The 24,785-nt window shown below is 59.0% G+C and carries 14 protein-coding genes; 11 read left to right on the top strand and 3 right to left on the bottom strand.

Going from position 1 to position 24,785, the window contains the following annotated elements; all coding sequences use genetic code 11:
* Positions 1-141: 141 nt before the first annotated feature.
* Positions 142-996 (bottom strand): alpha/beta hydrolase, encoded by an 855-nt coding sequence (locus tag U9R81_RS12715; RefSeq protein WP_322495819.1) that lies wholly within the window; start codon positions 994-996, stop codon positions 142-144.
* Between the two features lie 183 nt (positions 997-1,179).
* Here U9R81_RS12715 and U9R81_RS12720 point away from each other — a divergent pair, with 183 nt between their 5' ends.
* The 8 genes from U9R81_RS12720 (at position 1,180) to U9R81_RS12755 (ending at position 15,519) form a co-directional block, all read left to right on the top strand.
* Positions 1,180-3,066 (top strand): polysaccharide deacetylase family protein, encoded by a 1,887-nt coding sequence (locus U9R81_RS12720; protein WP_322495820.1) that lies wholly within the window; start codon positions 1,180-1,182, stop codon positions 3,064-3,066.
* Positions 3,039-4,940 carry an ABC transporter permease gene (locus U9R81_RS12725; RefSeq protein ID WP_322495821.1) on the top strand — a complete coding sequence of 634 codons (1,902 nt, stop codon included), beginning with the start codon at positions 3,039-3,041 and terminating at the stop codon, positions 4,938-4,940. The genes U9R81_RS12720 and U9R81_RS12725 overlap by 28 nt, the downstream gene beginning before the upstream one ends.
* Complete coding sequence (locus U9R81_RS12730) at positions 4,937-6,169, top strand: ABC transporter ATP-binding protein (protein WP_322495822.1); 1,233 nt, start codon at positions 4,937-4,939, stop codon at positions 6,167-6,169. Before U9R81_RS12725 ends, U9R81_RS12730 begins: the two co-directional genes overlap by 4 nt.
* Positions 6,166-7,986, top strand: coding sequence for a glycosyltransferase family 4 protein (locus U9R81_RS12735; RefSeq protein ID WP_322495823.1), 1,821 nt, complete (start codon positions 6,166-6,168; stop codon positions 7,984-7,986). Before U9R81_RS12730 ends, U9R81_RS12735 begins: the two co-directional genes overlap by 4 nt.
* 7 nt (positions 7,987-7,993) lie before the next feature.
* Complete coding sequence (locus tag U9R81_RS12740; protein ID WP_322495824.1) at positions 7,994-9,007, top strand: glycosyltransferase family 2 protein; 1,014 nt, start codon at positions 7,994-7,996, stop codon at positions 9,005-9,007.
* A 7-nt stretch (positions 9,008-9,014) separates the two neighbouring features.
* Positions 9,015-12,086, top strand: a complete 3,072-nt coding sequence (locus U9R81_RS12745; RefSeq protein ID WP_322495825.1) for a glycosyltransferase family 4 protein — start codon at positions 9,015-9,017, stop codon at positions 12,084-12,086.
* 192 nt (positions 12,087-12,278) lie between these two features.
* Positions 12,279-14,375 carry an FG-GAP-like repeat-containing protein gene (locus U9R81_RS12750; protein WP_322495826.1) on the top strand — a complete coding sequence of 699 codons (2,097 nt, stop codon included), beginning with the start codon at positions 12,279-12,281 and terminating at the stop codon, positions 14,373-14,375.
* 124 nt (positions 14,376-14,499) lie between these two features.
* Complete coding sequence (locus U9R81_RS12755) at positions 14,500-15,519, top strand: GDP-mannose 4,6-dehydratase (RefSeq protein ID WP_322495827.1); 1,020 nt, start codon at positions 14,500-14,502, stop codon at positions 15,517-15,519.
* Between the two features lie 418 nt (positions 15,520-15,937).
* Here U9R81_RS12755 and U9R81_RS12760 read toward each other — a convergent pair whose 3' ends face one another.
* A complete protein-coding gene (locus tag U9R81_RS12760; protein WP_322495828.1) occupies positions 15,938-17,080 on the bottom strand; it encodes an aminotransferase class V-fold PLP-dependent enzyme in 1,143 nt (380 codons plus the stop codon).
* The gene (locus U9R81_RS12765) at positions 17,077-17,910 is read right to left on the bottom strand and encodes an alpha/beta hydrolase (RefSeq protein WP_322495829.1); all 834 of its coding nucleotides are present in this window, start codon (positions 17,908-17,910) and stop codon (positions 17,077-17,079) included. Before U9R81_RS12765 ends, U9R81_RS12760 begins: the two co-directional genes overlap by 4 nt.
* Positions 17,911-18,243: 333 nt before the next feature.
* Here U9R81_RS12765 and U9R81_RS12770 point away from each other — a divergent pair, with 333 nt between their 5' ends.
* From U9R81_RS12770 to U9R81_RS12780, 3 genes are all read left to right on the top strand, one after another.
* Positions 18,244-21,837 carry a ribonucleotide reductase N-terminal alpha domain-containing protein gene (locus tag U9R81_RS12770; protein WP_322495830.1) on the top strand — a complete coding sequence of 1,198 codons (3,594 nt, stop codon included), beginning with the start codon at positions 18,244-18,246 and terminating at the stop codon, positions 21,835-21,837.
* A 191-nt stretch (positions 21,838-22,028) separates the two neighbouring features.
* Entirely contained in the window at positions 22,029-23,051 is a 1,023-nt protein-coding gene (trpD, locus tag U9R81_RS12775) for an anthranilate phosphoribosyltransferase (protein ID WP_322495831.1), read from the top strand.
* A gap of 36 nt (positions 23,052-23,087) precedes the next feature.
* Positions 23,088-24,785 carry a potassium channel family protein gene (locus U9R81_RS12780; protein ID WP_322495832.1) on the top strand — a complete coding sequence of 566 codons (1,698 nt, stop codon included), beginning with the start codon at positions 23,088-23,090 and terminating at the stop codon, positions 24,783-24,785.

Raw genomic sequence — 24,785 nt, forward strand, 5'->3', positions numbered from 1 at the left:
GCGGGCTTCGTAAGCCAAGCCCGGCCCTTCAGGGCCGGGTTCGGGATCAGCCCCTGAACCGCAGCGGGTGAGCGCGGGCCAGCGGTCGTGACGGAGCGCGGGCGGCTCACCCGCTAGCCAGCAGTCGGCTAAGCTGATTTGTCATCCCTCTTGCAAAAACTCCAGCACCAGTTGGTGGAAGCGGTCAGCCGCTTCGATCATCGGAAAGTGACCGCAATTGGGGATAATCTCGAGCCGGGCGTGGGGTAACGCACGCTGGGCCTCAGCGGCGCAACTCACCGGGAAAAGGTGATCTTCCTTCCCCCAGATAATCAAGGTCGGCTGGGTAATCTCGGCAAGCCGCGGCCACAACCCGCTGCCGCGCAGATCGTTGGCGTCATAAAACCGGCTCAGCGAGACCATCGTGCGCCGGATCGCCGGATCGCTCAGCGTCTTCTGGCCACGCGCCACCAATTCAGGCGTAATGTAGCGATCGGGATTAGCAAACGCGGCGCGCAACTGCATCTTGACGACGAAAGGGAACGAGGAAAGGGCGGTAATCGCCTCGCCAAGGAAGGGCAGTGATCCGCCTTTGCGCATAAAGAGCGGCAATTGCATAAAGCCTTCACTGTCGGTAATAACGAGCTGTTCGACTCGCTGCGGATGGAGAATGGTGGTCGCTAGCGCATGCTTGCCACCCATCGAGTGTCCTACCACTGCCGCTCGTGCTACGCCGAAGGCCGTTAACACCCCGGCATTCAGATCGGCATAGCGGCGCAAGGTATAGACTGAGCCGCCCGGTTTATCTGATGCGCCAAACCCGAGCGCGTCGGGCGCGATGGCGTGATAACCGGCTGCGGCGAGTGTCTGAATGGTTGGAATCCAGTCGTCGGCGCTGACGACAAAGCCGTGCAACAAGAGCACTGCCGGCCCTTGCCCAGCGGACAAGACTCGCAGGCGAAAGCCATCAACGGTGATCTGCCGTTCGCTGATCGTAGCCACGGACGTTGCTTGCATACGATAACGCTCCTTATGCTATGGATCTCACATGTGACGCAACGCTCCTTATGTTCCCTGTCACTGTAGCAGAGATGCCGCAGTGTGTCAGGCTACAACCCGGCAACGAACGGTTAAGGGTATCTATGGTACAATGCAGCCGCGACATCGGGTCGCGCTAGACGTAACGTATTATTAAGATCGATGATCTCACGCCAGTTTGCGTTGGGCGCCATTCTGGTCTCATTGATTATTGGCGCGGCCGGAATCTTCTTCTTTATCAGTCAGCGCCTTGATCGTTGCGCTGCGCCTCCCTTTGTCGATCCCAATCTCTTGCCGAATGCCAATTTTGCCCTGATTGGCGAGGTGAGCGGTCTGCCAGACGGCTGGAGCCGCGGCGCCGGCGGCGTCGAATTGCATGGCCCGGCGATCGATGGCCAAGGATTTGATCTCGATGGCGACGGGCGCGGTCTGCAACTGATCGGGATTGCCAACTATGCCCAAACGCCGCCGGTTAGGGTTCAACCCGGCGTGACCTATTGTTTTACGGTTGCCGCGCTGACCGACTCATTGTTGCGCTCTCCCACTCGCGTCCGGCTTGTCTTTGAGTGGTACGATGAGCGCGGCGAGGTGCGCGAACGCATGGCGACGTTGTGGCAGCCGGTCGCATTATGGACGCCGGAACGACCGCCGGCAGGGTGGTCGGTTATTGGCGGGCAGGCCCGCGCTCCGGACACCGCTCGCGTCTTGCGCGTGCGGATCGAACCATCGTCCGATGATCGCATTTACCTCGACATGCCGCGCCTGCAACGCGGCGGCCATCTGTTACTGGCAGCGCAAGCCCTTGAGCCCGCGTTGCCGTTGGTGATTGAGCCGTGGCCGGAAGGTTATCGGGCAGCGGTGGCGTTTACCTTCGACTGGGAAACGGCGATGGGCGGGTTGGTGCATTCGCGCTCGGTTGATGACCCGCGCGCCGATGAAGACCCGCTTCTGCGCGGGATGCGCATGCGCACCGGCGTGGAAACGAGCATGGCTATCTTTGCGCGCTACAATGTGCGCGCGACCTATTACGCTACCGGCTATAACTTTCTGATGGGCAACCGTGAGCGGCGCCGGTTTATGGGTGATCCGGTGTTTGCGTGGGCCTCGGCAGCCAACGGGTGGCGGAGCGATCGCTGGATAAATCGTCCGTGGTTTAGCGATGATCCGTATGGGACGGCGGCTACCGACCCGGCGTGGTACTTTGGCGACCAGATCGAGCTGTTGCTGGCTGCTGGCCATGAGATACAGAGCCACACCTTTAGCCATCTCTACGGCGGCTATGCCGATGTGGCGACGTGGCGGGCTGATGTGGAAACTTGGAACGCGGTGGCTGCCGAGCGCGGCGTCGGTAATGCCCGCTCGCTCGCCTTCCCGTGGAGCAGCAGCGCCGGTATGAGCGACGCCAATTGGGATGTGATCGAACAAGCTGGCATCCGCTCGGTGACGCGCCTGAGCGATTATGGACCCTATAATCTCTTCCCAACCGACGAACGGAGTCTGATCCGCGATCCGCAGTGCCGCTGGCTGCCTGGACGGGAAGGCCGGATCATCGCCTGTCCTGACTTCTACCTGACCCCGGCGCGGGCTGAGTTGGCGATTGCGCAGATCGAGCGGGCTGTCGCCGTGGGCGGGATGATCGACATCTGGGCGCATACCGAAGAGGTGACGAACGCGGCCCAACAAGCGGCGTGGGAAGATGTGGTATCCTACACCGTCAGGCGCGGCGATATTTGGGTGGCGCCGTTGAGTGAGATTGCCAGTTGGCAGATTGCGCTCAAAATGCTCGACATCACTCAACTGGCTGAGCTAGTTGGGGCGTCTGAGCGGGGTGGGGGCAGTGCAGCGCAGCGGTATCGGCTGCACAATCTATCGCCCTACCCGCTGATCGGTTTGATGATCGATCTGCCGGCGGGCACGGCTGACGTCGCGGTGAACAATGACATTATGCCACGTGAACAATGGCAAGCTGGCAATAGGCTCAGGCTCGATCTTGCCGCTGGCCAAACTGTAGAGGTGACGTTGTGGCCAACACGATCAAGCAGCCGCTAAATCAAGCGACAGGTTGGCGCGCAATCGGGTCGGCGCTGATGGCGCGGCGCGGCGCGTTGCCATTGTACCAATGGCTGTGGCTGATCATCTGCGTTGTTGGGGCATTGAGCGTTGCCTTGCCCCCGATCTTGACCCGTCCTATCATCTATTTTGCCGATGCTGAGGTTCGGTTTGATACGGCGCGCTATGGACCGATCTACCAACCGGTGGCGCCTAATCTGACCGGTATGGACATCGCGGTTGCCGATGCGACCGAAGCGTTGCGCCTCGGTGCGTTGGCGCGGGCTGATGTGCGGTTTGGCCTGCCCGATTTTCAGGTTGAGTATCTGTTACCCGAATCGGGTGTGGTGGTGGTGCGCGGGATTGCCGGTAACGCTGTCGAAGCCAAAGCGTTGGCTGATGCTGGCGCCGCCGAGCTGGTGCGCCAAATTCGGGCTGCCGGCGGGCGTGAAATCTTGCGCAATATGTTGGGCTGGCAGCTTTGGCAGGCGCTGAACGGCCAAACCCCCGCGCCAAACGATCGCTTCGCGTGGCTGTTACGCGATATATTGCGGCTGGAGGCATTGCCCCTTTCGCGCCCAATCGAGCCGTTTAGCACGCCGCGCACGCTGGCCGATCTGTCTGGGGAAGAGTTGAGCGATGTGGCTCGCGCACTGGAGTCGCGTTACGATCTGTGGCGGTTTGCCATCAACACCCGCAACGCGACGCTTGATGCGCTGTGCGCCAGTGCCGGCCTCACCGAGACGGCCACCCGCGAAGCAGCTTTGCAGAGTTGCGCCGCTGCCAATCCAGCCGCGGCGGCGGAATTGGCGGCCCGCAATCGGGCTATCGCCCAACTGCGCGCGATTGACGCCGCGATCAACTATATGATCCGCGAAGCTGGCGCACGCTTTAATGCCGATCAGGTCAGCGCGGCCTATCGCATGCCGGCAGCGTTGCCCGCTGACCCCGAACCGCGCTACGAGCTGCCATTGATCGCGCTGGCGGCCCTCGTCGGCGCCGCACTGGGTTTTGGCGGCATTGCGCTCGATCGTAGCGCCGGCGTGTTGCCAAAGCTGCAAGAGCTGTGGCAGTATCGCGAATTGATCCGCAACCTCGTGCTGCGTGATTTGCGCGCTCGCTATAAAGGCAGCACGCTTGGCTACCTCTGGACCCAGATCGCGCCGTTGGGCATGATGCTAGTCTACGTGATCGTCTTTAGCTTTCTGCTGCCTAACGGCATTGCGATGTTTCCGGTGTTTGTGATCGTTGGTCTGCTGCCGTGGAACTACACCGCTGAAGCGGTGCTCAATGGCACCCGCAGCATTATCGACAACGCCGCGTTGGTCAAGAAGGTCTACTTCCCGCGGGAAGTATTGCCGCTGGTCGCTGTTGGATCGAGTCTGCTAAATTTCATTCTTTCCTTGCCAATGATGTTGCTGGTGATCATCATTGTGCAAATGACAACCCTTGGCCGGCTCAACCTAAGCTGGACCATTATTTATCTACCGGTCATTATGGCCTTGCAGACGGTTTTTCTGGCTGGGTTGGCGCTGCTGCTTGGCGCTGGCGCGGTCTTCTTTCGCGATGTCGTGCATCTGATCGGAATTGTGATTAATATTTGGTTCTTCCTCACCCCAGTTATCTACCCATTGAGCACAATTAGCGAAGGGATTGCGGCCCGGGTCATTCGCTGGCTCAATCCGTTAGCCTCGATCATCGAGTTCTACCGCGACATCATTTATGGGAATGTCGTGCCAGTTGGCTTGATCCCTACTCCCGGCGTGCCGTCGCTGAGCGCAATGCTGCGGGTGGGTGTTACCGCGCTGGTGGTGTTGGCCATCGGGTATTGGTTCTTCCAGCGCACCAGCTGTCATTTTGGTGAAGAGCTATGAGTGTGGTCATTGAGTTTGATAAGGTATCGCGGCAGTTCGTGCGCCGCCAAAATGCCTCGACGATCCAAGAGCGGTTCATAGGTTTAATCCGCGGTCTGCCGCCGGCTGAGGCCTTCTGGGCCGTGCGTGATGTCAGTTTCGCAGTGGAAGAGGGACAAAGCATCGGCTTGGTCGGGCACAATGGCGCCGGCAAAAGCACGATTCTCAAACTGATGACGCGCGTGCTCGAACCAACCAGCGGGCGAGTGGCTACGCAGGGCCGGATTGCTGCCCTGCTAGAGCTGGGTAGCGGCTTTCATCCTGAACTGAGCGGGCGCGAGAATGTTTTTCTCTATGGTTCGTTGATGGGCTTCAGCCGCAAAGAGATGCTGCGGAAAATGCCTGAAATCATCGAGTTTTCTGAGATTGGCCAATTTCTTGATACGGAAGTCAAACACTATTCGTCGGGCATGTACACCCGGCTGGCCTTTGCCGTGGCGACGGCAGTGGAGCCGGATATTCTGATTACCGATGAGGTGTTGGCAGTTGGTGACGAGGCGTTTCAGCGCAAGTGCATCGAACGCATTTACGGTTTTCGCCGCGCCGGCAAGACCATTGTCTTTGTATCGCATGCGCTCGATGTGGTGCGCTCGCTCTGCGATGTTGCGGTTTGGCTCGATCATGGCGAGATGAAGGCCTATGGCAGCGCCGTTGAGGTGGTTGATGCGTATTTGGCTGATGTGAATGAACGAGAACGGGCTGAATTTGAGCAACGATCCAAGGAGGAGGCACTCGATCAAACATGGAGCGAGCGGATGCGTCGCGGCACGCGGGAAGTCGAGATTGTGCGGGTGCAATTGCTCGATCAGGATGGGAACGAACGAGTAACCTTCCGCACCCACGAACCGCTGACCATCCGGATTCATTACGTGGCTCACGAACGGATCGAGCGACCGGTGTTTGGGGTCGGTATTAATCACGAGAGCGGGTCGTGGTTGACTGGGCCGAATACCGGGTTTGATAAGTACCACATTCCGGTCATCGAAGGTCTCGGTATGATTGACTATCACATTCCGCGTTTGCCCTTCCTTGGCGGGCGCTATCTGGTGAGCGCCTCGGCGACAGACTATACCCAACTGCATGAATTTGACGTGCATGACCGGATGTATCCGCTGGTCGTGCATAGCGACGGGCTTAGCCAACGCTACGGTATGCTCTTCATCGAAGGGCATTGGAGCTGGCACGGATGAACTCATTGCTTATCATCAGCCACGACGTCATCGGTCAGCGTATGGCCGGGCCGGGCATCCGTATGTGGGAACTGGCCCGAGTTGTGGCGCGCACCGCGCCGGTGACGTTGGTTGCCCCGCGTCCGATCGATCTTGCCCCACCGTCAGGGGTGACATGTGGCCAATATGTTTGGGGTGATGCATCTACGCTCGTCCCTTATCTATCAGCTGCTACCGTAGTATTGGCGAATGGGTTTGTCGCTGCCGCACACCCTGAATTGCTCGCCTATCGCGGTCGCTTGATTATTGATCTGTACGATCCGGTTGCGTTTGAGAATCTCGAACTCTTTCGGCAGCAACCATTGGCTGAGCGGCAGTATATTGCTGAGCGTGACGCAACTCTCTTGCGTAACCTGCTGCAGCGTGGCGACCATTTCCTCTGCGCCACCGAACGTCAGCGTGATCTGTACATCGGCGGTCTCTTAGTTGAAGGCCGGCTTACCCCGTCGCTGATTGATGCTGATCCCTTATTGCGTAATCTGATCGATGTAGTGCCGTTTGGGGTGGGCGATGCGCCGCCGCAAGCTAGCGGCCAGCCGGCGTTGCGCGGCGCGCTTGATGATCTCGGCGCCGATCACGAGATTATTTTGTGGAGCGGCGGACTCTGGGATTGGCTCGATCCCCAGACGGTCGTGCGCGCGATGCCGCAGGTGTTGGCTCAGGCGCCGAATGCTCGCTTGGTGTTTCTGGCCGGACGGCATCCCGGCCCGGTACACGAGATGATTACCCCGCAACAGACCCGCCAGTTGGCTGCTGAGTTGGGCTTGCTCGGCCAAGGCGTGCATTTTTACGAAGAATGGATCCCGTATGAGCGACGGGCGGATGTTTTGCTCGAAGCGACAGTTATGGTATCATTGCACCGTGAGCATCTCGAAACGCGCTACGCAGCGGTGCGTTCACGGGTGCTCGATCATTTATGGGTGGGTAAACCAACAGTGCTAAGCGCTGGGGATGCGGCGGCTGATCTTATTGTCACCCATGACGCCGGGGAAGCAGTGCCAATGGGCGATGTCGATGCAGTTGCTGCCGCTCTAATCCGTTTGTTGGCCGATCCGCAACGCCAAGCCGTGCAGAGTATGAACGCGGCTAAGTTGGGCCAACAATTGCGTTGGTCACAGGTGGCGCAGCCATTGATCCGCATGCTTACTGGACTGCTGCCGGTTTGTCCTACACCAGTGGAATTGCAGAGAGACCATGAAATAGCGTCGGTGGATGCGGATTTGCCATCTCAGGAGGAAACAATGTCTATGGTTACACCTGACATTGACCAGACGGCTGCAATGCTGCACAAAGTGCGTAATGATGCTATTAGAGCGCAAGAACAAATCTGGAAAATGGAACAACCGGCTTCAGGCGGCTTGCCGTGGCGTTGGGTGCAACAAAAGATCTGGTTGCTGCTTATGAAGTTCCAACGCGATTACAATGCAGCCGTGTTGCGATCAACCTATGCGCTGGCCGAACAAATTGATCACACGACCAGATTGCTCTTTGATGTCTCGGCGCGGTTAGAACAACGGGCGCAGACGCTGGAGCAACGGGCGCAGACGCTGGAGCAACGGGCGCAGACGCTTGAACAGCTCGCGCAGGAGCTAAGACTACGGGTGACAAATCTCGAAGATGGGATGCAATATCATAACCATTGTCAAGTAGCCGAAATTCATCAAATTGGCAAACAAATCCGTGATTTCGCCGACCAACTAGCCGGTTTGGAGGAGACAACCGCTCAAGTATTGGCCCGTATTGGTGGTGTTCCGGCGCTGCCGCCACAGCAAGAATAGCAATGATATGAGAGTTGTTGCCATTGTTTTGAGTTGGAATGCTGCTGCAGCTACCTTAGCTTGCCTTGAGTCGTTACATCAGCAATCAATGCCAGTGGAGATTGTTGTTGTCGACAACGCTTCACGAGATAATACGATAGACCAGATTACTCAGCGCTATCCCGATGTGCGGCTCATTCGCAATGAGCGTAATCTCGGTTTTGCAGGCGGAATGAATATCGGGATCCGCACCGTGCTTGCCGAGCCGTCGCCGCCTGATGCTGTCATTTTGCTTAATCAGGATACTATCCTCGATCCGGCATGCGTCGAACAGTTGGTTACGCCATTGGCGGCTGATGAACAGGTGGCGGCTATTGGCGCCAAGATTCGCTATCCTGATGGCACGATCCAACACGCGGGCGTGAGGTTGGAATGGCCGCGGGCGATTGTGCAGCATCTCGGATGGCACGAGCCCGATACGGGCCAGTACGATAGCGTACGGGAATGCGATTTTGTCACTGGCGCCGCTATCGCGCTCCGCACCGCAGCGCTTGATCCGGGACAACCGCTGGATGAGGGTTTCGTTCCGGCGTATTTTGAAGATCTTGATCTCTGTTGGCGCTTACGCCGGGCAGGGTGGAAGATCGTATACAATCCAATGGCTACCTTAGTCCATCACGAGTCGCTCTCGCTGCGTGATGAGTTGCAACGTAGCAGCTACTATAATCGCGGTCGCTTACGCTTTGTCCTGAAGCATTATACCCTTTCTGATCTCTTCGAGTCGTTCTTTCCCGCTGAATGCGCCCATGCTGAGCGCCATGCGCTGTGGCCAGTAGAGGGGCGCGCGCTACGTTGGGCCTATGCAGAGACGTTATTACATCTACGTGAGATCTTGGTGGCGCGACGACAGCTTGATCCTACCTTCCAACCAGCGGATGAAGATCAGTTGATTGGCTTCGTGCGATGCCTACAGCGGGCGCAAGCCCGCGCCTTGTGGCGGAATGCGCACCAGCGCGCTGATTGGATGTTTAACCATTCATAGATGTCTTATGAAACCACAAACACTTTACGGGGTTGAATACACCTTGCTTGATCCGTTGCCGGCGCGTCTGGTCGCAATGGAACCGCTCTTGATCGAGTTGCAGTTGCGCAATACGGGCTTGATTCCGTGGTTGGCGACTGGCTACCCGGTCATGCTGGTAGCGCGTTGGACAACACTCGATGGGATGGTTGTGCAAGAAATGCCGTGGCAGCCGATCCCACGATCGGTACCGTGCGGCGATGCCATCACGATTGAGTTGCGGCTAATAGCGCCAGTCGTGGCGGGTGAGTATGTGCTCACCATCGAGCTAGTTGAATATATGATCGCTTGGTTTCGCGAGCGCGGCGTCACACCATGGTCTTCACCAATGACGGTTGAGCCGTCACGAAACCCCCGCATTACCGTCATTAACGGCAATTGTTTAGCAAATGATGCGGTAGGAAACCATGTGGCAATGCAGGTGCGGGCATTGGCGGAAGCGGGCTTTCATCCGTTGTTATTGACCGGCTTTATTGATGATCGTTTGCCGCGATCGTTGCGGCGGTTTATGGTGCCGGTCGAATTGCGCCAAATACTTGAACCGGATGCGTATAGCGCTCCGGTAGCCGAGCATTTTCGTCGCTCGGCGGTGGTGATCGTCAATTATCCTATCTACTACGAGCTGGTTGAGTTGATCCGTGAGGCTCGCGCGCCGGTGTTGTTTGATTATCACGGTGTTACGCCGCCGGCGATTTGGGGAACGGGTCAGCCGGGGTATGAAGATGTGGCGCGTGGTGTGGCCAATTTGAATCTCGTTCAGTTTGCCGATTATGCCGTGGCCCACAGCCAATATATGGTTGATGAGCTGGTGGCCACTGGTTTGATTGCGCCAAGCCGTACGAGTGTCTTGCCGTATCCGGTGACGCGCGATGCAGCGTACGCTCAATCGCCCGATCCCCAGTTACAGCAACAATATGGCTTAGCCGGCAAGCAGGTATTGTTGTACGTTGGCCGGATGGCACGCAACAAGCGGATCCATGTCTTGGTCGAGGCGCTGCCGCTGATCCGCGCCCGTTATCCTGAAACGGTGCTGCTGCTGGTTGGTGAGACGCGCCACGTCTATGCTGGTTATGTCGCAGAGGTGAAGGCGCGCGCAGCGGAATTAGGCGTAGCCGATGCGGTAATCTTTACCGGGTTGCAGAATCGCGATCAGATCGCCTCGTTTTACCAGTTGTGCGATGTGTTTGTGATGGCTAGCATTCACGAGGGTTTCTGTATGCCGGTCATCGAGGCGATGTCGCTCGGCAAGCCGGTGGTGGCAGCCGCGGCTACGGCACTGCCGAGTACCGTCGGTGATGCTGGCCTCCTCTTTACCCCGGATGATCACGAGGATCTGGCGCGGCAGGTGCTGCGCGTGCTCGCTGCACGGCAAGAACCACCGCCTGATCCGCTCGATGGCGTCCAAGCTCAACGCATCCTGCGCAATCGCCCGATCGCCTTCGTGACGCCACGCTATGGCCGCGATATGTTAGGCGGCGCCGAGCGTGGTGCGCAAGCGTGGGCCGAGCAATTGGCGGCGCGCGGGTTTACCGTCAAGGCGTTAACAACCAACGCCGTTGATTTGGTCGGTTGGGGCACAGCGCCGCTGCCCGAAATCGAAGTGATTAATGGCGTTACGGTGCGCCGGTTTGCGGTCGATCCGATCGATCCGAGCGGTTTTCACGACGTACAGATGAAAGCTGCGCGGGGCGAGGTTATTACCCGGCGGGACGAAGAGCAGTTCATGCAGCATAACCTACGGAGCCGGGCGCTCGAGGAGTATATTGCCCGGCACCGCGAAGAGTATGCCGCCTTTATCTTCACTCCGTATCTGTTTGGCACCACGTATTATGCAGCGAAACAGGCCGGCGATCGTGCCTTTCATATCCCATGTCTGCACGATGAGCCGGCAGCGCAATTTGCCGTCTTCCGTGAAATGCTGGAAGAGGCGCGCGGAATATTGTTTAATACCGCGGCTGAAGAGCGGTTAGCGCGTGGGAAGCTGCGGTTGGCTAATCCGTTTTCAACCGTGTTAGGCTATGGATTTCCTGATGAGCCATTGCGGGGTGATCCGGCCCGCTTTCGTGAGCGCACCGGCATATCGTCGCCGTTCTTGCTGTACAGCGGGCGGCTGGAAGAAGCCAAGAATGTGCGGTTGCTCGTTGAGTGGTTTATTGCCTACAAAACGGCCCATCCCGATAGTGACGTGAAGTTGGCGCTGGCTGGGAAAGGTGACTTGTCGATCCCTGATCGGCCAGATATTGTGCGTTTGGGGATGATTGTCGATCGGCAAGAGTTGGCCGATGCGTATGCCGCCGCTCTTGCGCTTTGCCAACTCTCGCTCAACGAGAGCTTCTCGATCGTGATGATGGAGGCTTGGCAACAGGGCCGGCCAGTGATCGTGCATGCCGATTGCGCGGTTACCCGTGAACATGTCGAGCGTAGCGGCGGCGGCTATGTGTGCGAAAGTGCGGCCAGTTTTGGCGCAGCGGTTGATCAATTGCTGGCCGACCCTGAAATGGCTGCGGCCTTGGGTGAGCAGGGTCGGGCGTATGTACAAGCCAACTTTGGCTGGAGCGTGCTGGTTGATCGAATGATCCTCGCATTGGCAACGTTCTTGCAGCCGCGATCATTGGTAACGGAATTGGCCCAACGCGGTATCCGGCGGTCGCTCGATTTTACCTATGCGCACTTTGAAGCGCATCTCATTGGGTTGATCCAACATCTCTGCAATCAGAGCGTTGGTTGGCAACTGTTCGAGCAGGTGCAGGGCCGGTTGGCTGCGCTAGCGAATGGAAATGGTGCGTTTGCCAATGATCACGAATCGGCGCCGGTCATGGCCCGTGCCCGCCGATGGGTGAATCGGTTGCGTCATCGATCGCATCCTTCCGCGGAGCGCCCGCCGGTTAACGGCCATCACCACAATCAGCACGCGGTGATGCGACTTGTCACTGAGCTGCTCGATCTACTCGCCCATACTCGTCGCGCGCAACGCCGGCTTGAGCGTGAATTGGCTCTGCTGCGCGATCGAATGGCCATTGAGAAACAGAATGCACCGTAAACGGGTCTTGTCCCTGTTGCATCTGTGATCAGCGCGCCGTTGCTGGTTGCACGAATTGCACCGGCAACGGCGCTGATTATTTTGATAGGTGGGATCGAGTCTCTCACAACACCCTTGTCTGGTTATGCGGGTGTTAGATACATCTGCTATACTGGTGGCAGTGAATGGCTCGTTACAGCCGGAGGTTGTTCTGTGAAACGTTCTACCCCTCCCTCCATCCTAATACTAGGGGCGCTGTTGATACTCGTTACCGTGATCCCGTCCCCCATCGTACAAGCCGGCTATGCCGATCAACCGCCGCCGCTGCCGGGTTGGACGCATCCAAGCCCGTATGGCTTAGATTTTCCAGCCCACGATACGAGTAACCGCCACGGGATCAATCTTGGTAACGCGCCAATTATTCGCAGTTCGCCGGTGATTGCCGAGATTGATGGGAATGCGGCCAATCACAAAGAAGTGGCGGTGGTGACCAGTGATGGTTTCTTGCATGCGCGCCGAGCGAATGGAACACCACTCTGGCCGCCGGTGCAGTTGCTGCCAGAACTATGTTCGCCAACAGCGATTGACGATCATGTTGGGAATAGCAGTCCAGTTGTTGGTGAGTTGCTCAGCGATGGCGTGCCCTATATTGTGGTTGGCTACGGTACGGTGTTCGCCTCAAACTGCGATGGCGGCATTGTCGCCATTAATGGCCAGACTGGTCAAATCGCGTGGCGGTTTAGCTTGCGCCAATGGCAGCAGCAGCAAGGCTATCCGGCTGAAGCGCTGTACGGTGTGGTCGCCTCGATCGCGCTGGCTGATGCCGATGGCGATGGTAAGCTAGAGATCGCCTTCGGCGGGTTTGATCGCAACCTCTATCTCCTCAGCGCCGACACTAGTACCACCTATACGGTGCGCTGGTATTACCATGCCGCCGATACCATCTGGTCAACGCCGGTGTTCTACAATATTGACAACGATCCTGAGCTTGAGCTGTTAGCGGCCACCGATATTACTGCCAACCCTATTCTCGTACCGCCGACCCAAGACGGCGGTTTTCTGCACGCCTTTGACACTGCCCCGCGCAACCCTAAGCGGATCGAGTTCCAGACCGGCTTTATCTGGCGTACCTATGTCGATCAGGCGCTCTATTCGTCGCCGGCAATTGGTGATGTGTTAGATAGCAATCCCGGCAGCGAATTGGTGATCGGTTCGAGTTGTTGGTTGCCAATTAGCAATATTAACACTCCGGTTACGAAGAAGGGGCGTTGGGTTAAAATCTTTCGCTTAAGCGATGGTGCAGTGTTACAAACGCTCAATGCTCCTGAATGCGTTGAGTCATCGCCAGCGCTCGGTGATATTGACGGTGATGGGAAGCTGGAGATTGTCGTGAATGTGGGGTGGGCAGGCGATGATGGCATTCCTCACAGCGAGACGATCGCGTGGGATCCTGAAAACCCCATGCCGAAATGGCGCACGATTCCGTATAGTGCTAACTATTCGGCTGATCCAAACGAACGCTTTAACGATCCGAACGGCGGCAATTTGCAGTCGCCAGTCATCGCTGATATTAATGGCGATGGAATCGTTGAGGTATTAACGGCTAATCTCTGGAGTGTGGTCGTGTTACGCGGTTACGACGGCCAGCAGATGACCTGCTATCTCTCACCGGCATGCGGCCCTCAGCCATCGCTCTATGCATGGTATACCGTAAAAGCGACACCGGCGGTAGGTGATATCAATGGCGATGGGGTGCTGGAGGTCGTGATCGGCGGCGGTCATAAATTTGTCAATGGCTCTAGCGCGGCGCCGCCGATTACAGCCCATCTCTATGCGTGGACGAATCTGGCTGAGGTCTTTCCGGCCCAAACACCGCCATCCGGTTACCAGACGGCGCCCGCTTACAGCGCGCCATGGCCGCAATTCCGTCGATCGGCTACAAATGATGGCATCCTCAGAGTTCCCGGTTTACAGGCGGCAACGACTGAGTTGCTCGTACTGACCGATGGTTCGACGCCGGAGACGTATGAAATCGCGTTGAGCTCGCGTGATGGTTCGTCGCTCAATCTTAGTTTGAGCGAGAGCGGCGATAGCCGGAATATTATCTCGGCCACGCTGAGCAGCTCAACAGTGAGCGGCACCACGCCGAGCAAGGTCGTGATAACGGTGAATGCGGCTAGCGTTGCGAACAGTGTTTACCCCGTCACGTTGACTGTCAGTACGCCTAATTTGCCGGTAGTCACAATTAACGTTACGGTCCGGAAAGTTGCGGTGGTGTATCGTACGTTCACGCCGTACATTGCCCGTTAGTTGAGTGATACTGTCGTCAAGCGAACACCGGCGGCCCTACATCGGCACGCCGACGTTCGCTATGTTGTTCACTATGCTATAATTGGCCGGAAACTATTCTGTATTGACTCGTGAGGGCACATCCATGACCCATCTTATCACCGGCGGCGCAGGGTTTATCGGCTGCAATCTAGCCGATTACTTGCTCCGCCAAGGCGAACAGGTGACCATTGTTGATAATCTGAGCCGTCCCCGCACGCCGCTCAATCTGGCATGGCTGCAAGAACGGTATGGCGACCGGCTGCGCTTTGTGCAGGCCGATATTCGTGACGCTGCGGCCATGCAGGCGATGATTCCCGGCCATCGCATCGTCTATCATCTTGCCGGCCAAGTCGCCGTCACCACCTCGGTGAAAGATCCGCGCAGCGATTTCGAGATTAATGCTCTCGGTACGCTCAATATTCTTGAAGCGGCCCGCCTTGCCCCCGAACCGCCAATTGTCTTTTTCTCGTCAACCAATAAGGTCTACGGCGGAATGGAGACGGTGGCGGTGGTTGAGGAGGCAACCCGCTATCGCTACCGCGATCTGCCTAACGGCGTACCTGAGCACCAGTTGCTCGATTTCCATTCGCCCTACGGGTGCAGCAAAGGCGCCGCTGACCAGTATGTGCGCGATTATGCCCGCATCTACGGCCTCAAGACGGTGGTCTTCCGCCAGTCATGCATCTATGGCTCGCGCCAGTTTGGGGTTGAGGATCAGGGTTGGGCGGCGCACTTTGCGATCGCGGCCTTGCTCGAACGCCCGATCACGATCTATGGCGACGGCAAGCAGGTGCGCGATATGCTGTACGTCGATGATCTGATCGCGGCGTATATGGCAGCGCTCGAGCGGATTGATCAGGTGAGCGGCCATATCTACAATATCGGCGGCGGTCCCCACAACGCTTTGTCGATTTGGGCCGAGTTCGGCCCGGTGCTGAGCCAGTTGGTTGGCCGCGAGATCCCGGTGCGCTATAGCGAGTGGCGGCCCGGCGACCAGCCAGTTTATATCAGCGATATTGCGCTGGCCAAGCAGGAATTGGGCTGGGAACCGCGCGTTTCGGTCTACGAGGGCATTGAGCGCATGGTGGGGTGGATCCGCGATAACCTGCATCTGTTCCGCTAGCGCTTGACGCGGCGTCTTGTCCCGTAGTTATGGCGTGTGGCAAGACACTGCCGCACGATGCAGTGCTAGCGCTGCTGCGTCTGCATTTGAACGCTTATTGTCGTAGGTAGGCGCACAGGAGGCTACGAGTTTTTGGAAATAGGCCACGAGCGTGCTAACGCCTGTCCCAAAAACTTTCGTGTCCTGTGCGTTCTTTGCGCTTTTGATGGAGTGCGGCAATACAATGCCGCAAGATGCGATGCGGTACTCGCGCTGCTGTGTTTGCATTTGAATGCTTATCGTCGTAGGTAGACGCACAGGACGCTACGAGTTTTTGGAAATGGATCACGAACGTGCTAACGCCTGTCCCAAAAACCTTCGCGTTCTTTGCGCCTTTGCGTTTATTTCCTCCTCTGCGTCTCTGTTCCCTCTGCGCCCGTCACTTGGTAGCGGCGTCGAGCGCCTCTCCCACTCGCAACACTTCATCGAGAGTATTGTAGAAGTGGGGCGCGATGCGCACGCCAGCGCCGCGCGGCGTCACCACGATCCCCGCCTCGTTGAGCCGGTGGGAAACGGCGTTGGGATTCTCGACCAGTGCCACCACAATTCCGCTGCGGTGTTCGGGGGCGGTATTGGCGGCCAGTTGGTAGCCGCGTTCGCGCAGATCGTCGATCAGCGCCGCTACCAGTGTGTTAATCTGGCGCTCAATCCGCTCGATCCCCACTTCTTGCAGCATCTTCACTGCTGCCAACAGCGCGAGGTTATTGGCCACATTCGGCGTACCCAGCGTAAATCGCTCGGCGGTTTCAGGCAGGGTCAGGTTGTAATCGAGATAATTCTGCCCGCTCACGCTGCTGGCCGCGCCAACATACGCCCCCGGCGCCAGATCGCGGATCAGTTCGCGGCGCACGTAGAGAAAGCCGCTCCCCGGCGTTGACAGCAGCCATTTCTGCGAACCGCAGGCCAGCATATCGATGTGCCACGCCTGCACATCGAGCGGGAAGGCGCCGAGGGTCTGGATCGCATCCACCACGAAATAGATCCCGCGTTCGCGGCAAATTTGGCCCACCGCGGCTAGATCATTGCGAAAGCCGGTGGCAAACATTGCCGTGCTGAGGGCAATCACGCGGGTGCGGTGGTCGATCCGGCGCGCGAGGAGGTCAAGGTCAAGGCCGCCTTTGTGTTGCGGCACCACCTTCACCAGCACACCCCGGTACGCCAACTGCTGCCACGGATAGACATTCGCCGGATAATCGCCATCAAGCACCAGCACATTATCGCCGGGCCGCAGCGGCAAACTGACAGCGGCGGTATTGATGCCGGCGGCAGTGTTGGGCATCAGCACGATCTCGTCGGGCGAGGCGGCGTTGATCAGGCGGGCCAGCCGCTGCTTGAGCTCGGCAAACTGGGCCATCACCTGCGGAAAGACGGCCAGAAACGGCTCGCGGGCGGCATAGTCGAGGTAGGCTTGCACGGCAGCCTGCACCCGCCGGCTCAGCGGCGAGACAGCGGCGTGGCTGAGGAAGGCGTAGCGTTCGGTGATCGGAAACTCGGCGCGATAAGCGGCAACATCGATCGTCATGCGGGTGATTCCTCAAGAAATTCGGTCAGAATAGCGTGATACTCTTGTGGGCGTTCGAGCATCGGGAGATGGCCGCACTGTTCGATCCAGACCAGCCGGCAGCACGGGATGCGTGAGGCGGCTACCGGCGCTCCCGGCGGCGGCATAATCTGGTCGTGGCGGCAGGCGATGATCAAGCTCGGTGCGCGCACAGCGGCCATCGCGCCGCTGATCGTCGGGCTGCCAGCGCCGCGCGCCGTTTCCAGCGCCGTGCGCTGCTCCATGGCGAGAAAATCGGCAAACGTCTCGCGGAGGATGCCGTGATCGGCGGGTAGCCGGTAGAAGAAGCGATTGCCGACCAGATGCATAATCGGCTGTACGTCGAGCATCCATGGGCGGCGCAGCGCCAGCCACAGCGCCATCAGATGGTGAATCGACGCCACTACCCGCCGCTCGCGTTCGTCGCGGAAGGTGCTGAAGCTAGTCAAGATAAGGCGCGTCACCCGGTCAGGGTAACGGGCGGCTACATGTACGGCGACCGCTGCGCAGAGCGAGTGGCCATTAATCGCAAACCGCTCGATCCCCAGCGAGTCGGCAAACGCGATCACCCAATCGGCCAGCCGTTCAAGCGAGAGCTTCCCCGCCAACGGCGGCGACGAGCCGAAACCGGGCAGATCGGGTGCGATCAGGGTGTAGCGATCGGCTAGATCGCGTAGGGTGTAGTGCCATAGGCGTGACGAACCGCCCCAACCGTGCAGTAACAGCAACGGCGGGCCTTGACCGGCGCGGCGAAAACTGGTGCGCAGTCCGGCCACCGCGGTTTCAGCATTCGATGCAGCAAGTGTCGCCATAGGCATGCCCCTTCGCACGGAAATCTTGCCGATATGATACCAGATTTGTTGACGTGCGGACAAAGCGTTGTCGCATTATCGTCAACTTGTAAATGATTTTGTAACCATTTCCCCGCTTGACACAAGCCTAAGCGCTGTGATACACTAGCGGCGCGTGCGAGAATACCAAGATATGCACCCTACCACTCATCGTACACACTAGATGTAGTATCTACCTCTAGTGCTGGTTTTCCGCGTCGTGATGAAAGTGAAAATAATTCTTTACACTTTTGGGTGTACTATCCCGATTTCTCCGCGTGCCGACGGTTTGTCTAACAGAGGAGCATTCTAGCAATGATGAAACGAGAGCTTGCCCCTGCCGATTTGACCGATATCGCCCGCACGGTGTTGAAGAAGCGCTACCTGCTGAAAAACGAGCACGGTGATGTGATCGAGACGCCAGAGACGATGTTTTGGCGGGTGGCCGAGACGATCGCCGCTGTTGATGCTCGCTATGGCGCTTCGTCCGAGCAGGTCGAAGGGCGGGCCGAGCGATTTTACCACCTTATGACGCAGGGGTATTTTGAGCCGAATAGCCCGACCCTGATGAACGCCGGTCGCCCGCTCGGCCAATTGAGCGCCTGTTTTGTGTTGCCAATTGAGGATAACCTCAACAGCATTTACGAGACGCTTAAGCATCAGGCCCTCATTCACCAGAGCGGCGGCGGCACCGGTTTTAGCTTCTCGCGCCTGCGCCCGCGTAATGATGTGGTGCGCAGCACGATGGGGGTGGCCAGCGGCCCGGTCAGCTTTATGGATGTTTATAACCATTCGACCGAGGCAATTAAGCAAGGCGGCACCCGCCGCGGCGCGAATATGGGCATTTTGCGCTGCGATCATCCCGATATTCTCGAGTTTATTACCTGCAAGCTCGATACCACCAAGATCACCAATTTCAATATCTCGGTGGCGATTACCGATGCCTTTATGCGCGCGGTGGATCGTGACGAGGAGTACGATCTGATCAATCCGCGCACCGGCCAAGTGCATATCGCTTCCCGCGAAGGGCTGAAGCATCCGCTGACCGGCGAGGTGCTGGTGCAACCCGGCCAGCCGATGCGGCTCCGCGCCCGTATGGTCTTTGACCTGATTGTGCAGTGCGCTCACGCTACCGGCGAACCCGGCCTGTTCTTCATCGACCGCGCCAACGAGTATAATCCGGTGCCCCATCTTGGCGCGTATGAGGCGACCAACCCGTGCGTCACTGGTGATACCCGTCTCCATACTCAGTATGGTCTGGTGCAAGTGCGGGAATTGTTTGAGCGCAAGACGCCGCTGCGGGTGGCAGTTGATACGCGCGCGCTGGGTGAGGGTGAAGGCGTGGCGGTGCGCGACGCAGTGCCAGTCTTTATGACTGCCGAGAGCGCCGATGTTTTCCGAGTTGTGACCGAAGACGGCTACGAGATTCGGGCGACTGAGTGGCATGATTTCTACACCACCCGCGGCAAGGTGAAGTTGCGCGAGTTGCAGATCGGCGATGAGCTGCTGGTGCAATCGGCGGAAGGGCTGTGGGGCCAAGAGGGTGATTATCAGTTGGGCCTGTTGTTGGGTCTGATCACCGGCGATGTCGCCTTTACTGCCGAAGGCGGCGCAGTGGTGAATCTGTGGGGTGAAGACCAGCAACTGGCAGCGAGTCTCGTGGCCTATATTAATCAGTTGGTTGCCGGTACTGCGCTTGGCTATCGCAAAGAGTATGAAGTTACGCCGGTGCGGGTTCCGGAGCGTGATCTCACCACGATCCGTTCGGTGCGGTTAGCGCGGGTGCTCGAAGAGTATGGCTTTACTGCCGCTACTAAGCTGCGCGTGCCGGAAGTGGTCTGGTGGGGCCGGCGCGAGTGTGTCGTAGGCTACCTCCGTGGTTTGTTCCAGACCGATGGGACGGTCAATGTTTCCGAGACGAGCCAGACCTGCTCGGTTCGGCTTGCCGCTAACTCGGTCGAGCTGTTGCGCGATGTGCAGCAATTGTTGGCGAATTTTGGCATCTTTGCCAGCGTGCGGCTCCGGAGCGAGGCTGGTCAGCGTCTCTTGCCTGATGGGCGCGGCAATCGCAAGCTATACCACAGCCAAGCTGATTATGAGCTGATCATGGATGGCGCATCGCGCGATCGGTTTATGCGCGAGATCGGCTTCCTGACGGCGGCCAAGAATGAGAAGTATGCGCGCTGGGCGGCCGAGCGCGCGTTGCCCAAGACCCAATCCTTCACCACCAAGGTGATAGCGATTGTCTATGAGGGGCAAGAACCGGTATACGATACGACCCAGCCTGATCACAATACGGTTATCTTTAACGGGCTCGTAACCGGGCAGTGCGGCGAGCAACCGTTGCTGGCCTACGATGTCTGTAACCTTGGCTCAGTCAATCTGGGCAAGTTTGTGACCCCCGATAAGCGGATCGATTGGGAGCATCTGCGCGAGGTGGTGCATGAGAGCACCCGCTTCCTCGACAATGTGATCGACGCCAACCATTACCCGCTTGAGCAGATTGCCCAACTGAGCCAGCGCATCCGCCGGATTGGGTTGGGGGTGATGGGTTGGGCCGATATGCTGGTGAAGCTGGGCGTGCCTTACAATTCGCACGAGGCGATCGAGTTGGCGCGCAAGGTGATGCACTTCCTCGATGAAGAGAGCAAAGTCGCGTCCGAGCAGTTGGCCCGCGAGCGCGGCCCCTTCCCCGAATGGGAGTACAGCATCTGGGGGCCGGACGCAACCTGCGCTCGCCGGCCCGATGGCTCGCGCGTCCGACCGCAGCGCCTCTTGCGTAACTGCAACGTGACCACCGTTGCTCCCACCGGCACGATTAGCATCATCGCCGGCTGCTCGTCGGGCATCGAGCCGCTGTTTGCCATTGCCTTCTGGCGCTATCAGGCCGATACCCGCATGCTCGACATCAACCAAGACTTTGTGGCCCAAGCCAAGCGCGAAGGGTGGTATAGCGCCGAGTTGATGGAGCGGATCGCCGACACCGGCCACATCCACCACCCCGAAGTGCCCGCTGGCGTGCAGCGCGTGTGGGTGACGGCCCACGACATCGCGCCCGAATGGCACGTGCGCATGCAAGCAGCGTTTCAAGAGTATACCGATAGCGCCCTGTCCAAGACCATCAATTTCCCTCACGAAGCGACGCCTGATCAGGTGCGCGAAGCGTACGAGCTGGCCTTCCGCCTTGGCTGCAAGGGGATTACGGTCTACCGCGACGGCTCGCGGGCGAATCAGGTGTTGTCAACCGGCTCGACTGGCAAGAGCGAGCGCAAGCCGACTGAGCAGCCAGCCGCCGCTACAGCGCCGGTGGAACTCACCCCGCGCCCGGTGCCTGCCGAGGGTCTGCCGAGCCACTCCTTCCCGGTGGTGACGCCGCTCGGCAAGCTGCGCCTGTTCGTCACCGAACTGGAGGGCAAGCCGTTTGAGGTCTTTGCTATCATTGGTCGGGCCGGCAGTGATGTCACCGCCTTCACCGAGGCGATCGGGCGGCTGATCTCGCTGGCGCTGCGCTGTGGCGTGCCGGTCAAACTGATCGCCGAGCAACTGCGCGGGATCGGCGGTTCGCGCTCGGCGGGCTTTGGCCCGGATCGGGTGCGCTCGGTGCCCGATGCGATCGGCAAGGTGCTGCTCGAGCACTACGTGAAGGGCAACGGGAACGGCAATGGCAATGGGGATGGTAATGGTAATGGCAACGGCTATTACAACGGCGAGTATGCCTTCGGCAGCGAAGACAGCAACGGTGTCGCCGAGCCGCCTGCGCCTAAGCCGGCGCCGGTCACGCATCTGCACGTGGAGCCGGGTCACGGCGCGATCGAGGCGGGCGAAATCTGCCCCGAATGCCAAAACGCGACGCTGCTGAACGAAGAGGGTTGCCGCAAGTGCCATTCGTGCGGCTATAGCGAATGCTAATGAGCGGGTAAGCCTCGGCAGGGCCGCACACTCGTGCGGCCCTTTGCCATTGACCGCAACGCGCCGCCTCGTTACAATACAACCGCAACATGGACAGACGCACTGCCGTGCGTCTCCCAAGGACAGACGCAAGCAGTGCGTCGTGGTACGGCGCACGGCAGTGTGTCTCCTGCATCTCTAAGGAGCATGCAATGAACATTCGCGAGGCGATTGCTGCGGTGGTCGCACGGCGCGATCTGACTCAAGCCGAAGCGGCCAGCGTGATGGAAGAGATTATGAGCGGCACAGCGACGCCGGCTCAGATCGGCGCATTCCTCACTGCGTTGCATATCAAGGGTGAGACTGATGCCGAGATTGCCGGCATGGCGGCAGTGATGCGCGAAAAGGCGACTCACGTCTATTTCGATGGGCCGGTGATCGACACCTGCGGCACCGGCGGCGATGGCGCGCATACCTTTAACATCAGCACCACCGCGGCGTTTGTCGCGGCTGGCGCTGGGTTGACGGTGGCCAAGCACGGCAATCGGGCGATGTCGAGTGTGTGCGGTAGCGCCGATGTGCTGGAAGGGCTAGGAGTGCAGATCGAGCTGGATGCCGAAGGGGTGTCGCGCTGCTTGCGCGATGCCGGCATCGGCTTTATGTTCGCGCCCAAGTTCCATCCGGCGATGCGCTTTGCCGGGCCAGTGCGGCGCGAGATCGGCATTCGTACCGTGTTCAACATTCTTGGCCCGCTGACCAATCCGGCCCGCGCCCGCTATCAAGTGTTGGGAGTGGCGAGCGCGGCGCTGGCCGAAAAGCTGGCCAATGCTCTCAGCCGGCTCGAAACCGTCCACGCGCTGGTCGTGCATGGTGACGGCGGGGTTGATGAATTGACCCTTTCCGGCCCCAACCTAATCTTCGAGGTGCGGGCCGGGCATGCGCTGCGCCAAATGATGGTTACGCCGGAAGATGTCGGCTTGGCGCGCGCGCCGCGCGAGGCGTTGCGCGGTGGCGATGTCGCCTACAACGTGGCAATTGTGCGCGCCATCCTTAGCGGTGAAGAGCAGGGGCCGCGCCGTGATGTGGTGTTGTTGAACGCCGCGGCAGCTCTGGTGGCCGGCGACCTCACGCCCGATCTGGCCACCGGCGTCAAGATGGCGCGGGCCAGCATCGATAACGGACGGGCGCTCGAACGGCTCAATCGCATGATCGCAGTAAGTCGCGGTGAGGCGTGACTGTCGTTGCTCCTTCGTGTTTGAATCACCATTCTTATGGCCCAAGACATCCGACTCACCCGTCTGCGCCGGCGCCGGTTTGCGCTCTGGCGGCTGCTTCTTGCCAATATCATCGATGATCTGCGCATCGTGCGTGAGGCGTGGTTCCCGATCACCGCGCTGCTGTTGGTCTTGGCGAGCTGTACCCTCTACTTGCGTTGGTTTTATTTGCCAGAGCGTCTCGACTACGAACCCGATACCGCTTTTGCCCTGTTTGAGACGCTGAAGCTGCTCCTTTTCCAAACCGATCTCGACCTTCCCAATGAACCGTTCGGGCGCGCGCTCTTTTTTCTCACCCCGCTGCTCGGTCTCTTCTTTTTGCTGCAAAGCGCCGTTGATGTGGGCCGGCTGCTGGTTGACAAACGGGCGCGGCCTGATCGCTGGCAAGAGTCGCTGGCGGCGACCTATCGCGGCCACATAATCGTGTGTGGGTTGGGCAGAGTTGGCTACCGGGCCGTGCTGCAATTGCTCGATTGCCGACGCGAGGTGGTGGCCATCGAGCTCAATCCGAACTGCGAGTTTATCCCGACGTTGACCGGTTTAGGGGTGCCGGTGGTACGCGGCGATGCCCGTGACCCGGCGGTGTTGGCGCGGGCCGGTCTCAAGCGGGCGCAGGGCTTGATCGCCACCATTGATGATGATCTGAAGAATTTGGAGATTGCCCTAGCTGCGCGCCGCATCCGGCCCGAATTGCCGACCGTGCAGCGTATCTTTAGCCGCGCCCTCGATGCCCGCATTGAACGCACCTTTGGCCGTAATTCGGCCTTTAGCCCGGCAGCCCTCGCTGCGCCTACCTTAGCCGCTGCCTTGCTCAGCTCGACTGTGCGCTACGTGCTCGATCTGCGCGCCGGCTTGCTGGGAGTAGCCTATATCACCGTCAGCGATGACAGTCCGCTGATCGGGCCGGTTGCCGATCTCGAAGCTCGCTTCGGCGTGCGCCGCTTGCCCGGCCCCAATGCCCATTTACCTATCTTGCCCAGCGAAGAGATCGCGCTGGTTGGCCCGCTGCCGGCGCTCGAAGCGGCGCAATGGGCTAACCGTCCGCGGCCTGTGAAACGAAGTGGTGGCCTGATTGTCTGCGGTTTAGGCAAAGTGGGCACACAGGTGGTACGCTTGCTCAACCGGCGCGACCCGCGCCCGCCGCTCACGGTTATCTGCAACGTTGAAACGCCGCAGCGCTATGTCGAAGCCTTAACCGCGCAGGGGGTGCGGGTGCTGCGCGGCGATGCCCGTGACCCAGAGTTGTTGCGGGAAGCTGGCATCGAGCAAGCCATGTCGCTCGCTGCCCTCTACAGCGATGACCTGCTCAATTTGCAGATCGGGCTGGCCGTGCGCAGCATGTACCCCGATGTGCATTTGGTGCTGCGCGTCTTTAGCGATGTGCTGGCCGACCGGTTGGCCGATCTGTTCGGGATTCGCACCGCCTTTAGCACCTCGGCGTTAGCTGCGCCGAGTCTGGTGGCGGCGGCGCTCGTGCCTGATGTCGAAGCGGCTTTTGACATCGGCAATCAATTGCTGGTGGAGCGCCGCCAAATTATCACTGACTGGCGCGTCGGCAAGACGGTCGCCGAACTGCGCGCTGCCGGCCAGTTGCCGTTGAGTCTGCGCCGCGGCGGTGAGTTTCAGTGGTTGCCGCCTGATAATTTGGTGATCGAGAGCGGTGATGAGGTCGAGGTGTTAACGTATTTGACGTAG

This window comes from Chloroflexus sp. (assembly GCF_034435895.1).
Classification (GTDB): Bacteria; Chloroflexota; Chloroflexia; order Chloroflexales; family Chloroflexaceae; genus Chloroflexus.